The sequence below is a fragment of the Streptomyces sp. NPDC030809 genome (assembly GCF_055572195.1).
In genome coordinates, this window is the sequence record NZ_JBVIDV010000009.1 from 231,140 (window position 1) to 253,996 (window position 22,857).

Annotated in this window: 18 protein-coding genes; 15 read left to right on the forward strand and 3 right to left on the reverse strand. The window is 73.9% G+C overall.

Annotated features, from left to right (window positions below):
* Positions 1-150 precede the first annotated feature (150 nt).
* From ACZ407_RS15125 to ACZ407_RS15190, 14 genes are all read left to right on the forward strand, one after another.
* Entirely contained in the window at positions 151-2,514 is a 2,364-nt protein-coding gene (locus ACZ407_RS15125) for a collagenase (RefSeq protein ID WP_468128500.1), read from the forward strand.
* A gap of 221 nt (positions 2,515-2,735) precedes the next feature.
* Positions 2,736-3,926 carry an NAD(P)/FAD-dependent oxidoreductase gene (locus tag ACZ407_RS15130; RefSeq protein WP_468128501.1) on the forward strand — a complete coding sequence of 397 codons (1,191 nt, stop codon included), beginning with the start codon at positions 2,736-2,738 and terminating at the stop codon, positions 3,924-3,926.
* Positions 3,923-4,234 (forward strand): (2Fe-2S)-binding protein, encoded by a 312-nt coding sequence (locus ACZ407_RS15135; RefSeq protein WP_468128502.1) that lies wholly within the window; start codon positions 3,923-3,925, stop codon positions 4,232-4,234. The genes ACZ407_RS15130 and ACZ407_RS15135 overlap by 4 nt, the downstream gene beginning before the upstream one ends.
* Positions 4,215-5,759 (forward strand): FAD/NAD(P)-dependent oxidoreductase, encoded by a 1,545-nt coding sequence (locus tag ACZ407_RS15140; protein WP_468128503.1) that lies wholly within the window; start codon positions 4,215-4,217, stop codon positions 5,757-5,759. Before ACZ407_RS15135 ends, ACZ407_RS15140 begins: the two co-directional genes overlap by 20 nt.
* Positions 5,760-5,981: 222 nt before the next feature.
* Positions 5,982-6,893, forward strand: coding sequence for a dihydrodipicolinate synthase family protein (locus ACZ407_RS15145; RefSeq protein WP_468128504.1), 912 nt, complete (start codon positions 5,982-5,984; stop codon positions 6,891-6,893).
* A 101-nt stretch (positions 6,894-6,994) separates the two neighbouring features.
* Complete coding sequence (locus tag ACZ407_RS15150; protein WP_468128505.1) at positions 6,995-7,999, forward strand: proline racemase family protein; 1,005 nt, start codon at positions 6,995-6,997, stop codon at positions 7,997-7,999.
* Positions 7,996-9,027, forward strand: a complete 1,032-nt coding sequence (locus ACZ407_RS15155) for a proline racemase family protein (protein ID WP_468128506.1) — start codon at positions 7,996-7,998, stop codon at positions 9,025-9,027. The genes ACZ407_RS15150 and ACZ407_RS15155 overlap by 4 nt, the downstream gene beginning before the upstream one ends.
* A gap of 95 nt (positions 9,028-9,122) precedes the next feature.
* Positions 9,123-10,061, forward strand: a complete 939-nt coding sequence (locus tag ACZ407_RS15160) for an ornithine cyclodeaminase family protein (protein ID WP_468128537.1) — start codon at positions 9,123-9,125, stop codon at positions 10,059-10,061.
* A 41-nt stretch (positions 10,062-10,102) separates the two neighbouring features.
* Positions 10,103-10,816, forward strand: coding sequence for a GntR family transcriptional regulator (locus tag ACZ407_RS15165; RefSeq protein ID WP_468128507.1), 714 nt, complete (start codon positions 10,103-10,105; stop codon positions 10,814-10,816).
* A 234-nt stretch (positions 10,817-11,050) separates the two neighbouring features.
* On the forward strand, positions 11,051-12,799 hold the full coding sequence (locus tag ACZ407_RS15170; RefSeq protein ID WP_468128508.1) for an ABC transporter substrate-binding protein: 1,749 nt from the start codon (positions 11,051-11,053) through the stop codon (positions 12,797-12,799).
* A gap of 32 nt (positions 12,800-12,831) precedes the next feature.
* Positions 12,832-13,776 (forward strand): ABC transporter permease, encoded by a 945-nt coding sequence (locus tag ACZ407_RS15175; protein ID WP_468128509.1) that lies wholly within the window; start codon positions 12,832-12,834, stop codon positions 13,774-13,776.
* Positions 13,773-14,759, forward strand: a complete 987-nt coding sequence (locus ACZ407_RS15180; protein ID WP_468128510.1) for an ABC transporter permease — start codon at positions 13,773-13,775, stop codon at positions 14,757-14,759. The genes ACZ407_RS15175 and ACZ407_RS15180 overlap by 4 nt, the downstream gene beginning before the upstream one ends.
* The gene (locus ACZ407_RS15185) at positions 14,759-15,772 is read left to right on the forward strand and encodes an ABC transporter ATP-binding protein (RefSeq protein WP_468128511.1); all 1,014 of its coding nucleotides are present in this window, start codon (positions 14,759-14,761) and stop codon (positions 15,770-15,772) included. Before ACZ407_RS15180 ends, ACZ407_RS15185 begins: the two co-directional genes overlap by 1 nt.
* On the forward strand, positions 15,769-16,800 hold the full coding sequence (locus ACZ407_RS15190; RefSeq protein ID WP_468128512.1) for an ABC transporter ATP-binding protein: 1,032 nt from the start codon (positions 15,769-15,771) through the stop codon (positions 16,798-16,800). The genes ACZ407_RS15185 and ACZ407_RS15190 overlap by 4 nt, the downstream gene beginning before the upstream one ends.
* Before the next feature lie 104 nt (positions 16,801-16,904).
* Here the strand turns inward: ACZ407_RS15190 and ACZ407_RS15195 are convergent, their stop codons facing one another.
* On the reverse strand, positions 16,905-18,989 hold the full coding sequence (locus ACZ407_RS15195) for a S9 family peptidase (RefSeq protein ID WP_468128513.1): 2,085 nt from the start codon (positions 18,987-18,989) through the stop codon (positions 16,905-16,907).
* 99 nt (positions 18,990-19,088) lie between these two features.
* Here ACZ407_RS15195 and ACZ407_RS15200 point away from each other — a divergent pair, with 99 nt between their 5' ends.
* Positions 19,089-20,636: an MFS transporter gene (locus ACZ407_RS15200; protein ID WP_468128514.1), complete on the forward strand. Its 1,548-nt coding sequence runs from the start codon at positions 19,089-19,091 to the stop codon at positions 20,634-20,636.
* Between the two features lie 59 nt (positions 20,637-20,695).
* On the opposite strand, the gene ACZ407_RS15205 is transcribed toward ACZ407_RS15200, so the two are convergent.
* Together ACZ407_RS15205 and ACZ407_RS15210 are read right to left on the reverse strand one after the other, a co-directional pair.
* Complete coding sequence (locus ACZ407_RS15205; RefSeq protein WP_468128515.1) at positions 20,696-22,084, reverse strand: cytochrome P450; 1,389 nt, start codon at positions 22,082-22,084, stop codon at positions 20,696-20,698.
* A gap of 108 nt (positions 22,085-22,192) precedes the next feature.
* Positions 22,193-22,651 carry a lamin tail domain-containing protein gene (locus ACZ407_RS15210; protein ID WP_468128516.1) on the reverse strand — a complete coding sequence of 153 codons (459 nt, stop codon included), beginning with the start codon at positions 22,649-22,651 and terminating at the stop codon, positions 22,193-22,195.
* Positions 22,652-22,857 lie beyond the last annotated feature (206 nt).

A 22,857-nucleotide genomic window follows, 5' to 3' on the forward strand; every position in this document is an offset into this window, starting at 1 on the left:
CGGCATGTGCACAGCTCTTGTCAGTGCAATTTCACATTACTATGTTACAGCTCACACCGCGGTGAGTCCCATCCCCGTCAACTCCCCGGTCCCGCAGGGAAGTTCGGCCTTCCCGCACCCCCACATCGGCTTTCAGACCAGGAGTTTTTGGTGTCGAAGCACAGCGCTCTGCGCAAGCCGTTCCTCGCCGCCGCCATCGCGGCCGCTCTCCTCGCCTCCGCCGGGCAGGCCGTGGTCCAGGCCGCCGAGAGCACGCCGTCCGTGCCCGCCTCCCTCGCGGCCAAGCCGGCCCCGGCCGCGGCCCGGCAGGCCCCCAACCCCTTCGACGAGGTCCAGCACCTCGCCAGGGCCCCCAAGGCCAAGGCCGTCGCCCCGGCCGCCCCGGGCGGGCAGGCCGCCGGCCGGGTCGCCGGCCCGCAGACCAAGCCGCCGGCCGCCGCGAAGAACGCGAAGGGCGCCCTCCTCGCGCCCGCCGCCACCGCCGCGGGCGTCCCCTGCACCCTCGACGGGATCACCGGGCTCGGCCCCGAGCAGTTCGCCGACTTCCTCGCCGACCCCGCGGTCACCGCGAACGTCTGTCTGCGCTCGCTGATATGGACCTGGGACGCCCGCCTCGCCCCGGTGATGTCCGACGCCCACGTGCAGGCCGTCTCCCGCCGCATATCCGCCCTGGCCGCCGCCCACGACGGGAAGAACGGCAGCCACCTGGAGGAGATGTTCACCTACCTGCACGCGGTCGCCTACCACGACCACGCGCGGGCCGAGATCGACGTCACCGACGCGCCCACCGTCGACGCCATGCGCCGCGCGATCGCCGACTTCGGCGCCGCCGCCCGCACCTTCGACGTCACCCGCACCAACGCGAACACCCTGCGCGAGGCCCTGTACGCGGGCAGCGCCCCCGGCCTGCGCCAGCACCAGACCGGCCTGATCGTCAAGGTCCTCGCCACGATGGGCCCGGACCGCCCCGCCACCCACCACGACGCGGACTGGGCGGGCGCCGCGCTCGCGGCCCTCTCGGTCAACTACCTCGGCGTCTACCCCGGCAACCGGGACGCCGCCTTCCACGACGCGGTCCGCCAGAACGCCCCGTACCGCGAGGCCTTCAAGGCCTTCGCCGGGTACGGGCACCTGAAGGACTCCGTCAACGCCTGGGTCGTGCGCGACGCGATGAAGGAGCTCGGCCGGTTCGGCCAGGTCGACGGCCTGCGCGACGCCGCCGTCGCCGACCTCGGCTGGGCGCTCGGGCGGGTCCAGGGCGCGTTCGGCCGTGGCGGGGAGCACTGGGCGGCCGTGGTCTCCTGGATCAACTACTACCAGGCCTGCGCGCAGTTCGGCGTCTGCAAGCAGGACATCGAGGCCTGGCTGTTCCCGAACACCTACACGTACGACAACGGCGCCATCAAGGTCCGCACGGCTCTGGACCGGGCCACCGTGGACCAGCTGTACTACGCGAGCAAGCGGGTCAAGGCGCAGTTCCACCGGGTGGTCGGCACCGACCAGCCGCTGGCCGGGGACCCCAACTCCACCCTGAACATCGTGCTGTACGCCTCCCGCGCCGACTACGTGAACCTGCACCCGGTCCTGACCGGCATGGGCACCGCCAACGGCGGCGTGTACATCGAGCGCGGCGCCACCTTCTACACCTACCAGCGCCGGGTCCCGCAGGACTCCTCGCTCACCCTCGAAGAGCTCTTCCGCCACGAGTACGTCCACTACCTCAACGGCCGCTTCGCGGTGCCCGGCTTCTTCGGAGAGGGCGCCTGGTACCAGGGCGACCGCACCACCGCCATGGACGAGGGGACCGCCGAGTTCTTCGACGGGGCCACCCGCGACGACGGCATCGCCGTCCGCAAGTCCCTGGTGCGCAGCATCATCAACGACACCGCGGGCGGCGGCCCCCGCATGACCGTGGACCAGCTGCTCCACGCCACCTACGACGCGGACGGCTTCCGCTTCTACAGCTACGCGGGCACCTTCTTCGAGTTCCTGTGGACCGAGCGGCCCTCCCTGCTCCAGGAGATGTACCGGCACCTGCGGGCCGACGACCCGGCGGCCTTCGACGCCTGGCGCCACCGGCTCGGCGCGGACACCTACCTCCAGCGCGACTACGACCGCTTCCTGGACGCCCAGATCGCCAAGGTGGACCAGCTGTTCGTGCCGAACACGGTCTTCACCCCGGTGGACCAGCTGCGCGACTCCGCCCTGGCGGACGTCAAGGCGCGCTTCGCGCAGGCCACGTACAACACCCCGGACTGCGTGGAGAACGGGGAGCCGGGCAAGCGCCGGTTCGTCTGCTCGGGCCGGATCACCGCGAACCTGAAGGACTGGCGCAACCCCGACCAGGTCTTCAAGGACATGTCCGAGACGGTCGACTACTTCATCCTCGACCGTGCGGGCGCGGCGTCGAACAACCTGGCCGACATGAACTGCTCCTTCGGCCCGGTGGACATCTGGTCCACCCGCGTGGCCGGCACGGCGGGGTACTCCTGCGACGGCCCGCTGCGCGGCTAGCAGCCGAACCGCAGCCCGCACACCTGCCGGGCGGGGGTGCGGCACCCCCCAAGGCCGCGCCTGACGGCCCCCGCCCGGCACCGGCCCGGCACCCGCAGAGCCCCGCCGGGCCCGCCGGGCCGACCGCGGCCGGTCCCGTTCCGCACGGAGCGGGACCGGCCGCTTCCGGAAACGGCTGCCGAAGCCTTGGCCCTCCTTGAAGAATGTGACATATTACTGCCGTGCCCAACAGACACTCCCTGGACGTCGTGATCATCGGCGCCGGCGTCGTCGGAGCGGCGTGCGCCTACTACGCAGCCCGCTCCGGACTCTCCGTCGCAGTCGTCGACCGCGGTCCCGTCGCGGGCGGCACCACGGGTGCCGGGGAAGGAAACCTGCTCGTCTCCGACAAGGAGGCGGGTCCCGAGCTCGACCTCGCGCTGCTGTCCACCCGACTCTGGCCCGAGCTGGCCGCGGAACTCCCACCGGAGACCGAGTACGAGCCGAAGGGGGGTCTCGTCGTGGCGCCCGACGAGACCACCCTGAAGGCCCTGCGCACCTTCGCGGAGGGCCAGTGGTCGGCGGGCGTCGACGCCCGCGAGATCGCAGCGGCCGACCTCGCCGCCCTCGAACCCCACCTCGCCCCCGGCTTCGCGGGCGCCTTCCACTATCCGCAGGACGCCCAGGTGCAGCCCGCCCAGGCGGCGGCCCAACTGCTGCGCGCCTCGGGGGTGGTCACCCACTTCGGCGAGGAGGTCACCGGCTTCCTCACCGGCCCCGGCGGCTCCGTCCGCGGGGTGCGCACCTCCCGCCGCGAGCTGGCCGCCCCCGCCGTGGTCAACGCCGCGGGCACCTGGGGCGGGCGGATCGCCGAACTGGCCGGAGTGCACCTGCCGGTCCTGCCGCGCCGCGGCTTCGTCCTGGTCACCGAACCGCTGCCGCAGGTCGTACGGCACAAGGTGTACGCCGCCGACTACATCGCCGACGTGGCGAGCGGCTCGGCCGCCCTCCAGTCCTCCGGCGTGGTCGAGGGCACCCCCGGCGGGCCCGTCCTCATCGGCGCCACCCGGGAGCGCGTCGGCTTCGACCGGACCCTGTCCACCGAGGCCCTGCGCCGGCTCGCGAGCCAGGCCGCCGCCCTCTTCCCCTTCCTCTCCGGGGTGAAGGCGATGCGCACCTACCACGGCTTCCGCCCCTACCTGCCCGACCACCTGCCGGCCATCGGCCCGGACCCCCGGGTGCCCGGCCTGCTCCACGCCTGCGGGCACGAGGGCGCGGGCATCGGCCTGGCCCCGGCCACCGGACTGCTCCTCGCGAGCATGCTCACCGGCACCGAACCGGTCGTGGACCCCCGCCCGTTCCGTCCGGAGCGCTTCGGGGACGCCCCCGGCCCCGGCCCCACCTCCCCCGCACCGAACGGAGCCGGCGCATGAGCGAGCCGCGCGACCTCGTCCAGGGCGCCCCCGAGGAGGCGTTCACCCTGGACTTCGACGGCCGGGCACTGCCCGCGCAGAGCGGCCAGAGCATCGCCGCCGTGCTGTGGGGCGCGGGCATCATGGCCTGGCGGACCACCCGTCAGGGCGGCAGCCCGCGCGGGGCGTTCTGCGGGATCGGCAGCTGCTACGACTGCCTGATCACCGTCAACGGCCGCCCCAACCAGCGGGCCTGTCTGGTCGCCGCCCGCCCCGGCGACACCGTCACCACCCAGGAAGGCACCGGCCATGGCGAACTCGCCGTCTGAGCCCCGGCCCGGAGCGGCCGCCGCCCGGGCGTCCCGTACGCCGGCCCCCGACGCCGGGGCCGCCGACCTCGCCGTGGTCGGGGCCGGGCCCGCCGGGCTGGCCGCCGCCGTCACCGCCGCCGACCTCGGCCTGCGCGTCACCCTGCTCGACGCCGGCGAGCGCCCCGGCGGCCAGTACTACCGCCACCCCGCCCCCGAGCTCGGCGCCGCCCGGCCCGAGGCGCTCCACCACGGCTGGGCCGCCTTCGCCTCCCGGGCCAAGCGGCTGCGCGACCACGAGCGCGCGGGCCGGATCCTGCACCTGGCGGCCCACCACGTGTGGACGGTCGTACGCGCGGCAGCGCCCGAGGGATCCGGCCCGGCCCGGCCGGGGGAGGCGGGGGGAGCGGGGGAGTGGCACCTGCACGCCCTCGCCGGCCCCGAGGAGCGGGCCGTGACCGTCCGGGCCCGCGCCGTGCTGCTCGCCACCGGTGCCTACGAGCGCCAGCTGCCCTTCCCCGGCTGGACCCTGCCCGGTGTGGTCGGGGCCGGCGGGGCGCAGGCCATGCTCAAGGCCGGGCTGGTGCTGCCGGGCCGCCGGGTGGTCGTGGCCGGCAGCGGACCGCTGCTGCTGGCGGTGGCCGGGTCCCTCGCGGCCGCCGGGGCGAAGGTGCCCGCGGTGGTCGAGGCGGCGGCGTACACCGGCTACGCCGGCCGGCTCCCCGCCCTGCTGCGCAACCCCGCCAAGCTCGCCGAAGGCGCCACGTACGGCGGTGCGCTGGTGCGCCACGGCATCCGGCTGCTGACCCGGCAGGCCGTGGTCGAGGCCCACGGCACCGACCGCGTCGAGGCCGTCACCGTCGCCCGGCTGGACCGCACGTGGCGGCCGGTGCCGGGCTCCGGGCGCCGGATCCCCTGCGACGCGCTCGCCGTCGGGCACGGCCTGGTGCCCCAGTTGGAGCTGGCCACCGGCCTGGGCTGCGCCACCCGTACCGCCGCCGACGGCACGGCGGCCCTCGTCCTCGACGGGGAGCAGCGGACCTCGGTGCCCGGCGTCTGGTCCGCGGGGGAGACCGGAGGCATCGGCGGGGCCCAGCTGGCCCTGGCCGAAGGGGAGCTGGCGGCCCGTTCGATCGCGGGCCGCCCGCTCCCCGCCGAGCTGGTGCGCCGCCGGGCCCGGCTGCGGGCCTTCGCCGACGCGATGGGCGCCGCGCACCGGCCGGGCGCCGACTGGACCGGCTGGCTCACGGACGAGACGGACGTGTGCCGGTGCGAGGAGGTGCCCGCGGCCCGGATCCGCGAGGCGGTCTCCGAGCTGGGCGCCGGGGACGCCCGTACCGTCAAGCTCCTCACCCGGGCGGGCATGGGCTGGTGCCAGGGGCGCATGTGCGGGCAGGCGGTCGCCGCCCTCGCGGGCTGCGCCCCCGGCCCGGACCGCCGCCCCCTGTCCTGCCCGGTCCCGCTGAGCGTCCTGGCCGCCCTGCCCGCGGAGGGCGCCCCGGTAGCCGAGGACGCCCCGGCCGCCGAGGACGCCCCGGCCTCCTGAGCCGCCGGCTTCCGGCCGCGGCGGCGGACCGGCGGCCGCCCGCCGTCCCGGGCCGCCGGTGCACACCCGTCCGCGCACCCGACTCCGTGCGTCCCGCCCCGGCGGCTCCGCCCGGTCGGACCCTCCGGCCGCACCGGTCCGGAGCAGACCCTTCCCGGCCCTTGTGGCCGGCGTCCGCCAGCTAGTAAAATGTCACACACCACACTAGGGAGAGTTCCTGCCATGACCGTCGCGTCCACCCCCACCCGCACCCGCCCCTGGCACGGGATCATGGTCGCCACCGCGCTGCCCCTGCGCGAAGACCGCTCCGTCGACTACGACGCGTACGCCGAGCACGTGGCCTGGCTGATCGCCAACGGCTGCGACGGCGTGGTCCCCAACGGCTCGCTCGGCGAGTACCAGACCCTCACCGACGAGGAGCGCGCCCGCGTCGTGCGCACCGCCGTCGAGGCGGCCGGCGACGGCGCCCGCGTGATGCCCGGCGTCGCCGCCTACGGCAGCGCCGAGGCCCGCCGCTGGGCCGACCAGGCCGCCGAGGCCGGCGCCGGCTCCGTCCTGCTGCTCCCGCCGAACGCCTTCCGCGCCGACGAGGACACCGTACGCGCGCACTACGCCGAGGTCGCCGGGGCCGGGCTGCCCGTCGTCGCCTACAACAACCCCATCGACACCAAGGTGGACCTCACCCCCGCCCTGCTGTCCCGCCTGTACGCCGACGGCAGCATCGTCGCCGTCAAGGAGTTCAGCGGCGACGTCCGCCGGGCCTACGAGATCGCGGAACTGGCCCCCGGCCTCGACCTGCTGATCGGCGCCGACGACGTGCTCCTGGAGCTCGCCCTCGCGGGCGCCGTGGGCTGGATCGCGGGCTACCCCAACGCCCTCCCGGCCTCCTGCGCCACGCTGTACCACGCGGCCGTGGCCGGCGACCTCGACACCGCCCTGCCGCTCTACAAGTCCCTGCACTCCCTGCTGCGCTGGGACTCCAAGACGGAGTTCGTCCAGGCCATCAAGCTCTCCATGGACATCGCCGGCCGCCCCGGCGGCGCCACCCGCCCGCCCCGCTTCCCCCTCACGGGCGAAGTCGAGGCCGCCGTGCGCGCCGCCACCGAGAAGGCCCTCGCCGAGGGCCTCAACTGACCACAGGAACCCAAGGGTTCCGGACGGGACCGGTCCGCGGACCGGTCCCCGGAGCCCCGGTTCCGCACACCAGGCGACGACGAGACGACGAGGGGGACCCCATGCGCACCCGGAACATCTACCACGCGGTGGACTCGCACACCGAGGGCATGCCGACCCGGGTCATCACCGGCGGCGTCGGGGTCATCCCCGGCGCCACGATGGCCGAGCGGCGGCTGCACTTCATCGAGCACATGGACCAGCTGCGCGGTCTGCTCATGTTCGAGCCGCGCGGGCACTCCGCGATGAGCGGCGCGATCCTGCAGCCGCCGACCCGCCCCGACGCCGACTACGGCGTGCTGTACATCGAGGTGTCCGGGCTGCTTCCGATGTGCGGGCACGGGACCATCGGGGTCGCCACCGTCCTCGTCGAGACCGGCATGGTGCCGGTCACCGAACCGGTCACCACCGTCCGGCTCGACACCCCCGCCGGACTGGTCAGCGTGGACGTGGCCGTCTCCGACGGCGCCGCCACCTCGGTCACCCTCACCAACGTGCCCGCCTACTGCGTCGGGCTCGACCTCAAGGCCGAGGTGCCCGGCCTCGGCACGGTCACCTACGACCTCGCGTACGGCGGCAACTTCTACGCCTTCGTCGAACTCGACGCCCTCGGCCTGCCGTTCGGGCTGGAGCACAAGCAGGAGCTGCTCGCCGCCGGACTCGCCGTGATGGACGCCGTCAACGCCTCCCCGCAGCGGCCCGTCCACCCCGAGAACCCGGAGATCGCCGGGGTCAAGCATGTCTACCTGGCCGCCCCCGGCTCCGACGCCGCCCGCTCCCGCCACGCCATGGCCATCCACCCCGGCTGGTTCGACCGCTCCCCGTGCGGCACCGGCACCTCCGCCCGGATGGCCCAGCTGCACGCCCGCGGGGAACTCCCGCTGGGGCAGGACTTCGTCAACGAGTCCTTCATCGGGACCGAGTTCACCGGCCGCCTCGTCGCCGAGACCACCGTCGCCGGCCGGCCCGCAGTGATCCCGACCGTCACCGGCCGCGCCTGGATCACCGGTACCGCCCAGTACTTCGTCGACCCGACCGACCCCTTCCCCGGAGGGTTCCTCCTGTGAGCGCCACCGCGGGTGCCGTCGGCACCGTGCACACCACCGACTACCACACCGCCGGCGAGCCGTTCCGGATCGTCACCGGCGGGCTGCCGCCGGTCCCCGGGGACACCGTCGCCGAGCGCTGCGCCACCGCCATCGGCCCCGGCGGATCCGGCACCGCGCCCCGGCGCGGCCCGCTGGACGACGTACGGCGGCTGCTCGTGCAGGAGCCGCGCGGGCACGCGGGGATGTACGGGGGGTTCCTGGTGCCGCCGGACGACGACGGGGCCCACCTCGGCGTGCTGTTCTGGCACAAGGACGGCTACTCCACCGCCTGCGGGCACGGCACCATGGCGCTCGGCGCCTGGGCCGTGGACAGCGGGCTGGTCCCCGCCCCGCACGACGGGGACGCGCAGGTCCGCATCGACGTGCCCTCCGGGCGGGTCACCGCCACCGTGCACCGGGTGGAGGGCCGCACCTCCGGGGTCACCTTCCGCAACGTCCCCGCCCGGGTGACGGCCCGCAAGGTCCCCGTGGCCACCGGCTTCGGGCTGGCCGAGGCGGACATCGCGCACGCCGGCGCCTGCTACGCCTCGGTCTCCGCCCGCTCCCTCGGGCTCGCCGTCAGCCGCGAGGCACTGCCGCAGCTCGTGCGCGCCGGCCAGGAGATCCGGGCCGCCCTCGCCACCCACCCCGGCACCTGGCACCCCGAGAGCCCGCTGCTGTCCGGGGTGTACGGGGTGATCCTCCACGAGGAGCTGCCGGACACGCCCTTCGGCCCGCACCAGCGCAACGTCACGGTGTTCGCCGACGGGCAGGTCGACCGCTCCCCGTGCGGCTCGGGCACCTCCGCCCGGCTCGCCCTCCTCGCCGAGGACGGGCTGCTCGGCCCCGGCGACGACCTGCTCCACGAATCGGTGGCCGGCACCGTCTTCACCGGCCGCCACCTCGGCGGGGGAGTCACCGAGGTCACCGGCACCGCCTACCGGACGGGCGAGCACGCCTTCGTGCTCGACCCGCACGACTCCCTCGGCACAGGGTTCCTCCTTTGACCGGCATCCCTGCGACGGCCGGGGACCCGGCGGCGGCCGACACCGCCGCCCGGCCCGGCGGGATACGGACGGCGGAGGACCGCGCCCCGGTGCGGCTGGGCGCGGCGGAGATCGGCGGGCTCCTCACCCCCGCCGATGCGGTCGAGGCCCTGGCCGCCGTGCTCGGCCAGGGCCTCGATCCCGAAAGCTGCCCGCACCGCACCAGCGTGGCGGTGCCCGCGGGCGAGCTCCTGCTGATGCCGGCCGCGGCCGGCGCCTACGCGGGAGTGAAGATCGCCGGGGTGGCCCCCGGCAACGCGGCCCTCGGCCTGCCCCGGATCACCGGCAGCTACCTGCTGCTCGACGGGGTCACGCTGGAGCCGCTGGCCCTGCTGGACGGCGCGGCGCTCACCGCCCTGCGCACCCCGGCCGTCTCGGCCCTGGCGGTGCGTCAGCTCACCACGCCCGCACGCCCGTTGCGCACCGTCCTGTTCGGGTCGGGGCCGCAGGCCCGCGGCCACCTGGAGGCCCTGCTCGCCGTACGGGCCCTCGCCGAGGTGGTGGTGGTCGCGCGCAACGCGGCCGGCGGTGCGGCGCTGGCGGAACACGCCCGGTCCCTGGGGGTTCCCGCCCGCACCGGCACTCCGGCGGCCGTGGCCCGGGCCGACCTGGTGGTGTGCTGCACCACGGCCCGCGCACCCCTCTTCGACGGGCGGCTGGTGCGCGACGGGGCCACGGTCGTCGCGGTCGGCTCGCACGAGCCGGACGCCCGGGAGACCGACACCGCCCTGGTCCGCCGGGCCGCGGTGTACGTGGAGTCCCGCGCGGCGGCCCTGCGGGAGGCCGGCGACCTGCTGATCCCGGAGGCGGAGGGGGCCATCGGGCCCGGCCATGTCGCCGGCACCCTCGCCGACCTGGTCCGCGGGCGGCCGGGGGGGCGTCCCGCGGACCGGCCCCGGCTGTTCAAGAGCGTGGGCATGGCCTGGGAGGACCTGGCGGTGGCCGTGGCGGTGTACCGTGCGGCCAGGGCAGATGGGGCGGTTCGGGAAACGTGACATTGTACGCTGTTCCTCTGCGGATTCTCGGAGGAAAAGCGATGGGTGACCTGAAGCAGCACAGTCTCATCAAGGCCCAGGAACGGCTGCGCGACCAGGTCGGCCATGCCCTCCGCGCCGCGCTGATAGCCGGTGAGCTGCGGCCCGGCAACGTCTACTCGGCACCCGGGCTGGCCGCCGAACTCGGCGTCTCGGCCACGCCGGTGCGCGAGGCCATGCTGGATCTGGCCCGTGAGGGCCTGGTGGAGCCCGTCCGCAACAAGGGCTTCCGCATCACCGAGGTCAGCGAGCGGGACCTCGACCAGTACACCGAGCTGCGCACCATGATCGAGGTGCCGACGATCGGCAAGATCACGGCGACCGCGGGCCCCGAGGAGCTGGAGGCCCTGCGCCCCGTCGCCGAGGAGATCGTCACCAGCGCCCGTGAGCACGACCTCATCGGCTACCTGGAGGCCGACCGCCGCTTCCACCTGACCCTGCTGGGCCTGGCGGGCAACGAGCGGCTGGTCGAGACCGTCGGCGACCTGCGCAAGCGCTCGCGGCTGTACGGGCTCACGGGGCTGGACGAGGCCGGGAAGCTGGTGTCCTCGGCCGAGGAGCACCTGGAGCTGCTCGACCTCATGATCTCCGGCGACGCCGCGGCCGCGGAGGAGTGCATGCGCCGCCACCTGGGGCACGTGCGCTCGCTGTGGGCGCAGGGCCGCGACGAGCCCGTGGGGCGCCCGAAGCGGGGCCTGGGGGCCGCGGGAGCCTGACGTACGGCGGCTCCGGCCGCCCGCGCGCGTCCCCGGGATGCGGATCCACGCGAAGAGGGGCACGGACCGGCCGGTCCGTGCCCCTCTTCGCGTGGATCCGGGGGGAATTGACTCCGCTTTTGGACACGGCTGGATAACGAGGCGACGGAGCTCTTGTCAGTACAATTTCACATTACTATGTTACGGGTCACATCTCAGAGCGTTGCAGAGCGCAGCCCTTCCCTGGAGTGACCCATGACCAAGCGCACCCAACTCGCCCTCGCCACCGCCCTGGTGGCCGCACTCGCACTCGGCGTCACGGGCTGCTCCGATGCGGACAAGGGCGGCAAGGCCGGCGGCAAGCGCGGCTCCAACCCGGCCGCCGCCAACGACGGCAAGATCCTCGGCGGCACCCCCGTCAAGGGCGGCACCCTGACGATCCTGTCCAACCAGGACTTCGCGCACCTGGACCCGGCCCGCAACTGGGTCATGCCCTCCATGGACTTCGGCACCCGCCTGCTCTACCGCACCCTGGTCACCTTCAAGGCCGAGCCCGGCAAGGCCGGCAGCGAGCTGGTGCCCGACCTCGCCACCGACCTCGGCAAGTCCTCCAACGGCGGCCGTACCTGGACCTTCACCCTCAAGGACGGCCTCAAGTACGAGGACGGCAGCCCGATCAAGGCCCAGGACATCAAGTACAACGTCGAGCGGTCCTTCTCCCCGGACCTCACCGGCGGACCCGACTACGCCGCCCGCTACCTCGCCGGCACCAAGGGCTACACCGGGCCCCTGGAGGGCAAGCACCTCGACTCCGTCAAGACCCCCGACGACAAGACCATCGTCTTCGAACTGAACCGCCCGGTCGCCGAGTTCTCCGCCACGGCCACCCTGCCCACCTTCGCCCCGGTCCCGCAGGCCAAGGAGAAGGGCACCCAGTACGACTCCCGCCCGTTCTCCTCCGGCCCGTACAAGATCGAGTCCTACGACCGCGACAAGAAGCTGGTCCTGGTCCGCAACGAGCACTGGGACGCCGGGACCGACCCCGTCCGCAAGGCCTACCCGGACAAGTTCGTCGTCGTGATGGGCCTCAAGGGCGGCCAGATCGACGACCGCATCATCGCCTCCGCGGGTGCCGACGCCTCCACCGTCGCCTGGTCCGACATGCGGCCCGAGAGCGCCCCCAAGGTGCTCCCCAAGGCGGAGGTCAAGTCCCGCCTGCTCGCCGAGTCCCAGGGCTGTACGTCCATGCTCCAGCTCAACACCTCGCGCGCCCCCTTCAACGACCCCAAGGTCCGCGAGGCCCTCCAGTACGCCGTGGACAAGGAGTCGGTCGTCACCGCGAACGGCGGGCCGGCCTTCAACGAGATCGCCACCGCCTACCTGCCCTCCGCCCTCACCGGCGGGGTCCAGGCCGACACCCTCAAGATCGCCCCCTCCGGCGACCCGGCCAAGGCCAAGGAGCTCCTGAAGGCCGCCGGCAAGGAGAAGCTCAAGGCCTCCCTCACGGTTGCCAGCGGCGACAAGGGCGTCGCCGAGGCCCTCCAGCAGGGCCTGGGCCGGGCCGGCATCGAGGTCGTCATCGACACCGTGGACCCGGGCGCCTTCTACGACGTCATCGGCGACACCACCACCGCCCCGGACATGACCTTCAGCGGCTGGTGCCCCGACTACCCCTCCGGCTCCACCTTCCTGCCCTTCGTCTTCGACGGCCGCACCATCAAGGTCAAGGGCAACAGCGGCAACTACTCGCAGTTCAAGGACGAGCAGACGATGAAGCGGATGGACGAGATCAACGGTCTCGCCGACGCCCAGCTCGCCCGCCAGGGCTGGATCGACCTCGACGCCGAGATCATGAAGAAGTCCCCGGCCGTCCCGATCGTCCTGGAGCGCAAGCCGCTGCTCATCGGCACCAACATCGCCGGCGCCTTCGGCCACCCGGTCTGGTCGGGCGCGATCGACTACGCCACCGTCGGCCTCAAGGACCCCTCGAAGGGCCAGGGCTGAGCAGCCGGCAGGACCACGAGAAACCCGTCGCCATGACCGACACCGCAGCCGGCACCGCGCCGGCCGCGGCGGTCCCTCCGGGCAGCAGCCCCTGGCAGCTCGCCCGGAGGGAACTCCGCCGCCGCCCCGCCGTCCGCATCAGCCTCACCGTCGTCGTCCTCTTCGTCCTCATGGCCGCCACCGCCCCCTGGCTGGGCGCGCTCGGCGGCTGGTCGCCCGAGGAGTTCGACAAGTCCGCCGTCGACTCCTACCTCGGCGGCCTGCCCATAGGCTCCTTCGGCGGGATGGGCTCCGAGCACTGGCTCGGGGTCGAACCCGTCACCGGCCGCGACCTGTTCGCCCGGGTCGTCCACGGAGCCCAGGTCTCCCTGCTCATCGCCTTCGCCGCCACCGCCATCGTGGTCGTCGCCGGCACCGCGGCCGGCATCGCCGCCGGCTACTTCGGCGGCCGCACCGACGCCGTGCTGTCCCGCCTGATGGACCTCACCATGTCCTTCCCCTCGCTGATCTTCATGATCGCGATGCTCTCCGTGGCGAAGGACGTCAACCGGATCCTGCTGATCACCGCCGTCATCGGGGTGTTCGGCTGGCCCGGCGTGGCCCGCGTGGTCCGCGGCCAGACCCTCTCCCTCAAGCACCGCGAGTACGTCGACGCCGCCCGCGTCGGCGGGGCCGGCGCCTGGCGGATCCTCACCCGGGACATCCTCCCCGGGGTCTCCGGACCCGTCATCGCGTACACCACCCTGCTCATCCCCGGCATGATCAGCACCGAGGCCGCCCTCAGCTACCTCGGCGTCGGCGTCCGGCCGCCCACCCCCTCCTGGGGGCAGATGATCGCCGAGAGCGTCGCCTTCTACGAGACCGACCCGATGTACTTCGTCATCCCGAGCACCTTCCTCTTCCTCGCCGTGCTCGCCTTCACCCTGCTCGGCGACGCCCTGCGCGACATCCTCGACCCGAGGGGCGGGCGCACGTGATCCTCTACCTGCTGCGCCGCCTCGCCGCCCTCGCCGGGGTGCTGCTGGCCATCGCCGCCGTCACCTTCGTCATCTTCTACGTCCTGCCCAACGACCCGGCCGCGGCCGCCTGCGGCAAGACGTGCAGCCCCGAGCGGCTCGCCGTGGTCCGCGAGTACCTGGGCCTGGACCGCTCCCTGTGGAGCCAGTTCGCCGACTTCCTCACCGGCATCTTCACCGGCCGCACCCTGGGCACCGGCCAGTACGCCGTCCAGTGCGACTTCCCCTGCCTGGGCTACTCGTACGAGAACTCCCTGCCGGTGTGGGACCTGCTGATGGACCGGCTCCCGGTCTCCGCCTCCCTCGCCTTCGGCGCCGCCGTCATGTGGCTGGTCCTCGGCCTCGGCGCCGGAGTCACCGCCGCCCTGCGCAAGGACTCCCTCACCGACAAGGCCCTGATGGTCGGCGCGGTCGCCGCCGCCTCCCTGCCGGTCTACTTCACCTCCGTGATGCTGATCTACGGGGTGATCCGGATCGCCGGGCTGCTGCCCTACCCGAGCTACCAGGCCTTCGGCGACAACCCGCTGGGCTGGGCCGCCAACCTGCTGCTGCCGTGGACCGCGCTCGCCCTGCTGTACGCGGCCATCTACGCCCGGCAGAGCCGCGGTTCGATGATCGAGTCGATGGCCGAGCCGTACATCCGCACGGCCCGCGCCAAGGGCATGCCCGAGCGCACCGTCGTCGTCAAGCACGGACTGCGCTCCGGGATGACCCCCATCCTGACCATCTTCGGCATGGACCTCGGCGGGCTCCTCGCAGGCGCCGTGATCACCGAGTCGATCTTCGGACTGCCCGGCATCGGCCGGCTGTTCTACGGGGCCCTGGTCAACTCCGACCAGCCCGTCGTGCTGGGCGTGACCCTGCTCGCCGCCTTCTTCATCGTCGTCGCCAACCTCGTGGTGGACCTCCTGTACGCCGTCGTCGATCCCCGGGTGAGGTACTGATGGCCGAGCCGAAACCCCTCCTCGAAGTCCGCGACCTCCAGGTCACGTTCAGCACCCCGCGGGGCACCGTACGGGCCGTCGACTCGCTCGGCTTCACCGTCGAGGCCGGCCGCACCCTGGGCATCGTCGGCGAATCCGGCTCCGGCAAGTCCGTCACCTCCCTCGCCGTCATGGGCCTGCACCGGGACGCCGAGATCGGCGGCTCCATCGCCCTCGAAGGCCGGGAGCTCGTGGGCATGCCGGAGAAGGAGTTCTCGAAGCTCCGCGGCCGGCGGATGGCGATGATCTTCCAGGACCCGCTGAGCAGCCTGCACCCCTACTACACGGTCGGGGAGCAGATCGCCGAGCACCACCGGGTGCACTTCCGCTCCGGGCGGGCCGCCGCCCGCAAGCGCGCGGTCGAGATGCTCGGCGAGGTCGGCATCCCCGAACCGGCCCGCCGGGCCGGGGAGTACCCGCACCAGTTCTCCGGCGGCATGCGCCAGCGGGCCATGATCGCCATGGCCCTGGCCTGCGAGCCGGACCTGCTCATCGCGGACGAGCCCACCACCGCCCTCGACGTCACCGTCCAGGCCCAGATCCTCGACCTGATCGCCCGCCTCCAGCAGGAGCGCGGACTCGGCGTGGTGATGATCACCCACGACCTCGGGGTGGTGGCGCGGGTGGCCCACGAGGTCCTCGTGATGTACGGCGGCCGGGCCGCCGAACAGGCCTCCGCCGACGCACTGTTCGCCGAGCCCGCCCATCCCTACACCCGGGGGCTGCTGGATTCCCTGCCCCGGCTCGACGACTCCGACGACGCGCCCCTGCGGGCCATCCCCGGCGCCCCGCCCTCCCTGCTCGCCCGCACCCCGGGCTGCGCCTTCGCGCCCCGCTGCTCCCGCTCCGCCACGGGCACCGCGGCCGAGCGGGAGCGCTGCACCTCCGAACGCCCCGAGTTCCGGCCCCACGGGGACGGCTCCCGCATGACCGCCTGCCACTTCGCGGGCACCGTCCAGGAGGCGGCCCGATGACCACGACCGAAACCGGCCCGGCCACCGCGCCCGTCCCCGGCACCCCGGCCGCCGGGCCCCTGCTGGACGTCCGCGACCTGACCATGACCTTCCCCGGCCGGCGCAGCGCCACCGGCCGCCGCGGCGCCCCCATCCGGGCCGTGGACGGGGTCTCCTTCACCCTGGGTGCGGGGGAGACCCTGGGACTGGTCGGGGAGTCCGGCTGCGGCAAGTCCACCACCGGCCGCATGCTGGTGCGGCTGCTGGAGCCCACCTCGGGCAGCATCGCGTTCGAGGGCCGGGAGATCAGCCGGCTCTCCCAGGGGCAGATGCGCCCGCTGCGCAAGCACCTCCAGATGGTCTTCCAGGACCCGCACTCCTCCCTCAACCCCCGCCAGACGGTGGCCCGGATCATCTCCGAGCCGCTGCTGGTGCAGGGCTGGAGCGCCGGCGACGCCCGCCGGCGGGCCGCCGAGCTGATGGAGCTCGTCGGCCTCATCCCGGAGCACATCGACCGCTACCCGCACGAGTTCTCCGGCGGCCAGGCGCAGCGCATCGGCATCGCCCGCTCGCTGGCCACCAACCCGCGGCTGGTCGTGGCCGACGAGCCGGTCTCCGCCCTCGACGTCTCCGTCCAGGCGCAGATCGTCAACCTGATGGAGGGGCTGCGCCGCGAACTCGGCCTGGCCTACGTGTTCATCGCCCACGACCTCTCCGTGGTCAAGCGGGTCAGCGACCGGGTCGCCGTCATGTACCTCGGCCGGATCGTGGAGATCGGCGACAAGCACACCCTGTACGCCGATCCGCAGCACCCGTACACCCGGGCCCTGCTGTCCGCCGTACCCCTGCCCGATCCCGCGGCCGAGCGCCGCCGGGAGCGGATCACCCTGCTCGGCGACCCGCCGAGCCCGGCCGCCCCGCCGCCGGGCTGCACCTTCCACCCCCGGTGCGCCAAGGCCCAGGAGGTCTGCCGCACCGAACGGCCCCTGCTGCGCATCGCCTCACCGGGCGAGACCCGCGAGGTGGCCTGCCACTTCCCGGGGGACTGACGGGGAACCACGGGAAGAAGGGCCCCGGAGACAACGAGGTCTCCGGGGCCCTTCCGTGTGCCCTGCGTGCGTCCGGGCGGACGTGCGGGCCGGTGTGCGGCCGGTCAGCCGGCCAGCCGGTCGCGCAGGAAGTCCAGTTCGAGGGCCATCAGCTTCTCGTTGGTGCCGTCGGGGGTCATGTGGGTCACCCCGGGCAGCGCCAGCACCTGGTGCGGGCGCCCCGCGTCGGTGAGGGCCTGGGAGAGCAGCAGGCTGTGCGAAGGGTGCACGTTGTCGTCGGCCAGGCCGTGCACGATCATCAGCGGCCGGGACAGCCCCGGCGCGTCCCCGAGCAGGCAGTCCTGCTCGTACACCTCCGGGTGCTCCTGCGGCAGGCCGAGGTAGCGCTCGGTGTACGCGGTGTCGTAGAGCCGGAAGTCGGTGGGCGCGGCCCCCGCGACGGCGCAGTGGAAGAGGTCCGGGCGGCGCAGCACCGCCATGGCCGCCAGGTAGCCGCCGTACGACCAGCCGCGGACCCCGACCCGGCCGAGGTCCAGCTCCGGGTGCCGGGCGCCCAGGGCCAGGAGGGCGTCCGCCTGGTCCTCCAGGGTGACCGCGGAGAAGCCCCGGTACATGGCGTGGGTGAACTCCGGGGAGACGAAGGGGGTGCCGCGGTTGTCGGTGGTGACCACCGCGAACCCCTGGTCGGCCCACCACTGCCGGGCCTGCCAGCGGCGCGGCTCGGCGGACACCGCCTGGTAGCCGGGGCCGCCGTACACGTCGAGGAGCACGGGCAGCCGCTCCCCGGCCCGGTGGCCGCGGGGCAGCACCAGCGAGGTGGGCAGCCCCCGCTCGGTCACCCGGGCGAGCAGCGGGGCCACCCGGTACGGCAGCGGCTGCGACAGGTCCCGCAGCGCGAACTCCCGCCCGTCCGCGGCCCGTACGGTACGGCGGATCCCGCCGGCGTCCGCCGAGGTGAGGAGGAGGGCCCCGGAGCCGGCGGTCACCGTGTGCACCCCGGGACCGTCGGCCAGCGGACGCACCTCGCCGGTCTCGGGGTCGATCAGCACGACCTGCTGTTCGGCCGGGTCGCGCAGCCCGGCCTCGGCCAGCAGCGCCCCCGCGTGCACCCCCGCGACCCGGCGGACCTGGATGCCGTCCCCGGTGCGGAGCCTGCCGTCCAGGGCCAGCCCGCGCGCGGCGCCGCCGGGGGTGTCGGCGGCGGTGAGCAGCCGGCCGTCGGGGAGCCGGGCCGGGGTGCCGGGCAGCGGGTCCACCCAGTGGGGGTGCAGGGTACGGGAGAGCTCGCGGGTGCGCCCGGTCACCGGGTCGGCGGAGAGCAGCAGGACGGTCTGCTGGAGCCGGTCCTGCACGGTCAGCAGGATCTCCCCGGCCGAGGCCCATTCGGCCTCGGAGACGTACGGGAACTCCCCGGAGTCCCACTCCAGGCGGACCCGGCCGCCGTCGCCGCCGAGCACCCACAGCTGCACGTCGGCGTTGGGCCCGCCGGCCTGCGGGTACGCGAAGTCCTCGGCGGGCCGCTCGGGGTGCGCGGGGTCGGCGAACCAGCGGCGGGGCAGGGCCGATTCGTCCACCCGGGCGGCCAGCAGGGCCACCCCGTCCGGCGACCACCAGTGGCCGCGGGAGCGGCCGAGCTCCTCGGCGGCGGCGAACTCGGACACCCCCCAGCGGGCCCCGTCCTGCGGGCTGACCCGGCCGCCGGGGGAGACGTGCAGCGCGTCGCCGGTGACGTACGCGACCTTCGAGCCGTCGTGCGAGGGGCGGGGGTCGAAGGCGGGGCCGGCCACCGGCAGCTCCTGCGGGGACCCGGCGCCGGGGGCCGCGTCCCCGCGGACCCGGAAGACCCGGCCGTACAGGGCGAACACCGCGGACCTCCCGTCCCCGGACAGGGCGAAGGAGCCGATGCCGGGGGCGGTCAGCCGGATCCGCTCGCGCAGCCGCCGCTCGGCCGCGGGCAGCTCCCCGCCCTCGGGGGCGAGCAGGGCCGGGTCGGCGAGCAGCCGCTCGGTGCCGGCCGGGCCGGCCGGGCCGTCGGCGGTGTCGAGGACCCACAGCGAGTCCACCGGGTCCGCGGCCCCGGTCGAGCGCAGGAAGTACAGGAGCCGGCCCTGGTCGCCGAAGGCGGCGGCGCGCGGCGCGCCGAAGGTGAAGCGCCCGGTCCGGGCGGAGAGCTGGAGATAGGAGTCCATGATGGCAGTGTGACATGTGAAATTACACCTGGGCCTCCCCGGGTCGGCGTTAGGCCGTTCGAGTGGTGACCCCCCGGGGCCGGGCTTAGCGTCGAAAGGGTGGACCGGAAAACTCTGCCGACCACCACCGGGACCGACGGCAAGGTCCGAGGAGACGGGAACGGGCTCGCCCTGTTCGTCATCGCCTCCTGCCAGCTGATGATCGTCCTCGACATCACGATCGTGAACATCGCGCTGCCGCACATCCAGACGGCGCTCGGGTTCTCCACGACCAGCCTCTCCTGGGTGGTCAACGCGTACACGCTCACCTTCGGCGGGCTGCTGCTGCTCGGCGGCCGCACGGGCGACATCCTCGGCCGGCGCCGGGTCTTCATCTTCGGCGTCCTGCTCTTCGGCCTGGCCTCCCTGCTCGGCGGCTTCGCCCAGAACTCCGGCCAGCTGCTCGCCGCACGCGCCCTCCAGGGCGGGGGCGGGGCCATCGCCTCCCCGACCTCGCTGGCACTGATCACGACGACCTTCACCGAAGGGCCCGCGCGCAACCGGGCGTTCGGCGTCTTCGCCGGCGTCTCGGCCGGCGGCGGCGCGATCGGCCTCCTGCTCGGCGGCATCCTCGTCGAATGGCTCGACTGGCGGTGGATCTTCTTCGTCAACGTGCCCATCGCGCTGCTGATCGCCTTCGCCGCGCCCCGGGTGCTCAAGGAATCCCAACGGCACCCCGGCCACTTCGACTTCACCGGCGCCGTGACCGCCACGGTGGGCATGGTGGCCCTGGTCTACGGGTTCATCCGGGCCGCCCAGGACGGCTGGCGGGACCCGCTCACCCTGGGCTCCTTCGCCGCCGCCGTGGTCCTGCTGACCGCGTACGTGCTCATCGAGCGCCGCTCCGCCCAGCCGATCACCCCGCTGCACATGTTCGCCGACCGCAACCGCGCCGGGACCTACGGCATCATGCTCATGCTCGCCTGTGCGATCTTCGGCATGTTCTTCTTCCTGACCCTCTTCGTGCAGAACGTGCTGGACTTCAGCCCGCTGCGGGCCGGACTGGCCTTCCTGCCGGTCAGCGCGGTGATCGCGGTCGGGGCGGGCGTCACCTCGCAGCTGCTGCCGAAGTACGGGCCGAAGCCCTTCATGGTGATCGGCGCCCTGCTGTCGGCCGCGGGCCTGGCCTGGCTCACGCTGACCGGCGTCCACTCCACGTACCTCGGCAGCATCCTCGGACCGATGCTCGTCTTCAGCCTCGGCATGGGCCTGCAGTTCGTCTCCCTCACCCTGATGGCCCTGTCCCGGGTGCCCGACCACGAATCGGGCGCCGCCTCCGGCCTGCTCAACGCCACCCAGCAGGTGGGCGGATCGCTCGGCCTGTCCATCCTCGTGACGGTCTTCGGCACGGCCAGCAACACCGAGGCCGACAAGGCCGTCCCGGCCTTCCTGGCCCAGGCCACCCCCGCCGAGCGGCTGCGCTTCGAACGCACCCGCCTGCTCCCCGACCCGTGGGGCGACCAGGTGCTCACCTACGGGGTCACCCGGGCCTTCATCGCCGCGGCCGTGTTCGCCGGGGTCGGCGCCCTCATCGCCCTCTTCGCCATCCAGGTCCGCCCGGACGACATCGAGCGCCTCAAGGGCAACCACGGCCCCCCGATGGGCTGAGGGGCCGCGGATTCCGGCCCGCCCCCGGGCGATGCGCCCCGGTGGCGGGCCGGCCCCGGTCAGCCCAGGGGCCGGATCCGGCAGCGGACCGGGGCCAGCGGGGTGAGCGTGATCCCCGCCGCCACCGGCACCTCGTCCCCGTGCCGGGGGTCGGTCACCGGCTCGAAGGCGTGGGAGCGCAGCAGCATCGCCAGCGCGACCACCGACTCCAGCATCGAGAAGTGCTGCCCGATGCAGGCGCGCGGGCCGCCGCCGAACGGGTACCAGGCGTAGCGCGGCCGGGCCGCCTCGGCCTCCGGGAGGAAGCGGTCGGAGTCGAAGCGCTCCGGGTCGGGCCAGTACTCGGGGTGCCGGTGGGTCACCCACGGGGCGAGGATCACGTCGGCCCCCGCCGGGATGACCTGCCCGCCGATCTCCGCGACGGCCACGGACCGGCGCCCGATCAGCGGAGCCGCCGGATACAGCCGCATGGCCTCCTTGAGCACCCGGGTCAGGCGGGGCAGCTTCTCCATGTCCGCCGCCTCGGGGGTGCGCCCGCCCAGCACCTCGGCGATCTCCCGGCGCACCAGGTCCTGTTCGGCCGGGTGCCGGGCCAGCAGGTGCAGGGTGAAGGCCAGCGAGGTGGCGGTGGTCTCGTGCCCGGCCAGCAGGAAGATCAGGACCTGGTCGCGGAGTTCGGCCGCGTCGAAGGCGCCGTCCTCCGAACTGCGCGCGGCGGCCAGCAGGGTCAGCAGGTCCTCGCCCTCCCCGTCGCGGCCGCGCTCCCGGCCGGCGATGATCCGGTCGCACACCCCGTACAGCTCGGCGATCGCGGCGGCCGCGCGCCGGTTGGCGGGCGTGGGCCAGGTGCGGGGCGGCTTCACGGGGGAGTACCCGCGCCGGATGGTGTACTCGGTGATCTGCGGGAAGCAGCGGTCCACGACCTCCGAGGCCGCGTCCACGTCCGCGCCGAACAGGATCCGGGCCACCGTGCGCAGCGCCAGCCCCATCATGTCCTCGCCGACGTCCACGATCCCGCCGTCCGGGGCGCTGCGGCCCCACCGCGTCTTCAGCAGGGCCTCGGTCTCGGCCGCCACCGCGGCCGCGTACCCGTCCACCCGGCGCCGGGTGAACAGCGGCTGCACCAGCCGGCGCTGCCGCAGGTAGTCCGTGTCCTGGCTGGTCAGCAGACCGTTGCCGAGGGACTCCCGGATCTCCTGGTAAATGGCGTTGTCCTTGCGGAAGTTCGCCGCGGAGGCGCCGCCCAGCACCTGCTGGACCCCCTCGGCGGAGAACACCCCGTACAGCCGGTAGCGCAGTCCCGGGGGCCCGACCGAGATCTGCACCACGTCGCCGTGCTCGCGGTGCGCGCGCAGGTAGGTGCCGAGCGGGTCCTTCTTGAGGTCGGGCAGCGACCCGAGCAGCAGGTTCCCCGCGGGTCCGGGGGTCTTCGTGTGCGCGCTCGCCATGCTGCTCCCTCGTCGGTGGCCGTTACCGGCAAGTGTGCGGGGCGGGGGCCGCACGGGGGAGTCCTTCCGGCCCCTCGGCCGGAAAACGCCCGTGCGGCCCGCCGGGCCTCAGTGGCAGGTGGTGTAGCCCCGGCCGTTGGCGCGCCAGGAGCAGGAGTCCTTCTTCACGCCGTTCGAGGCGTAGAGGGTGACCGAGCCGCCGCTGTTGTTGAACCAGTAGTTGTCTTTCTTGCGGTACACGTGCTTCGCGGTGTTGCCGCCCTGGCCGTTGTGCAGCCGCACGGTCTGGTACGCGCCCAGCTTGAACGAGCCGAACGTGTAGGAGAAACCGGAGGCGGTCTTGACCGTGTAGCCGGTCAGCGTGACCGGGTACCGGGTGTTGTTGTGCAGGTCCACGAACTCGGCGTTCAGCTTCGCGTTGGTCTTGGGCAGGTCCGCCCCCGGCCCGTCGAACTGGAGCGCGCCGAAGTGCACCCCGCCCTGGTGCGTCGCGGCCCCGGCCGGCGGAGCGGTGAACGCGGCGGCCGCGAGCGCGACGGCCGAGACGAGGACGGCGGTCTTCTTCAAGGGGGTCCCCTCCCAGATGGTGCGTGTGTGACTCCAGTTGGAGCGGCGCTCAACTTACACAAACGGACGATGTGATTTACGTGTTGTGCAGAAAATGAGACAGAGGCACGTGCCGCACGGCAGCGGGGGGGGGGGGAGGGGGGGGGGGGGGGGGGGGGGGGGGGGGGGGTGGGGGGGTGGGTGTGGGTGTACACGGGAATGTCCCT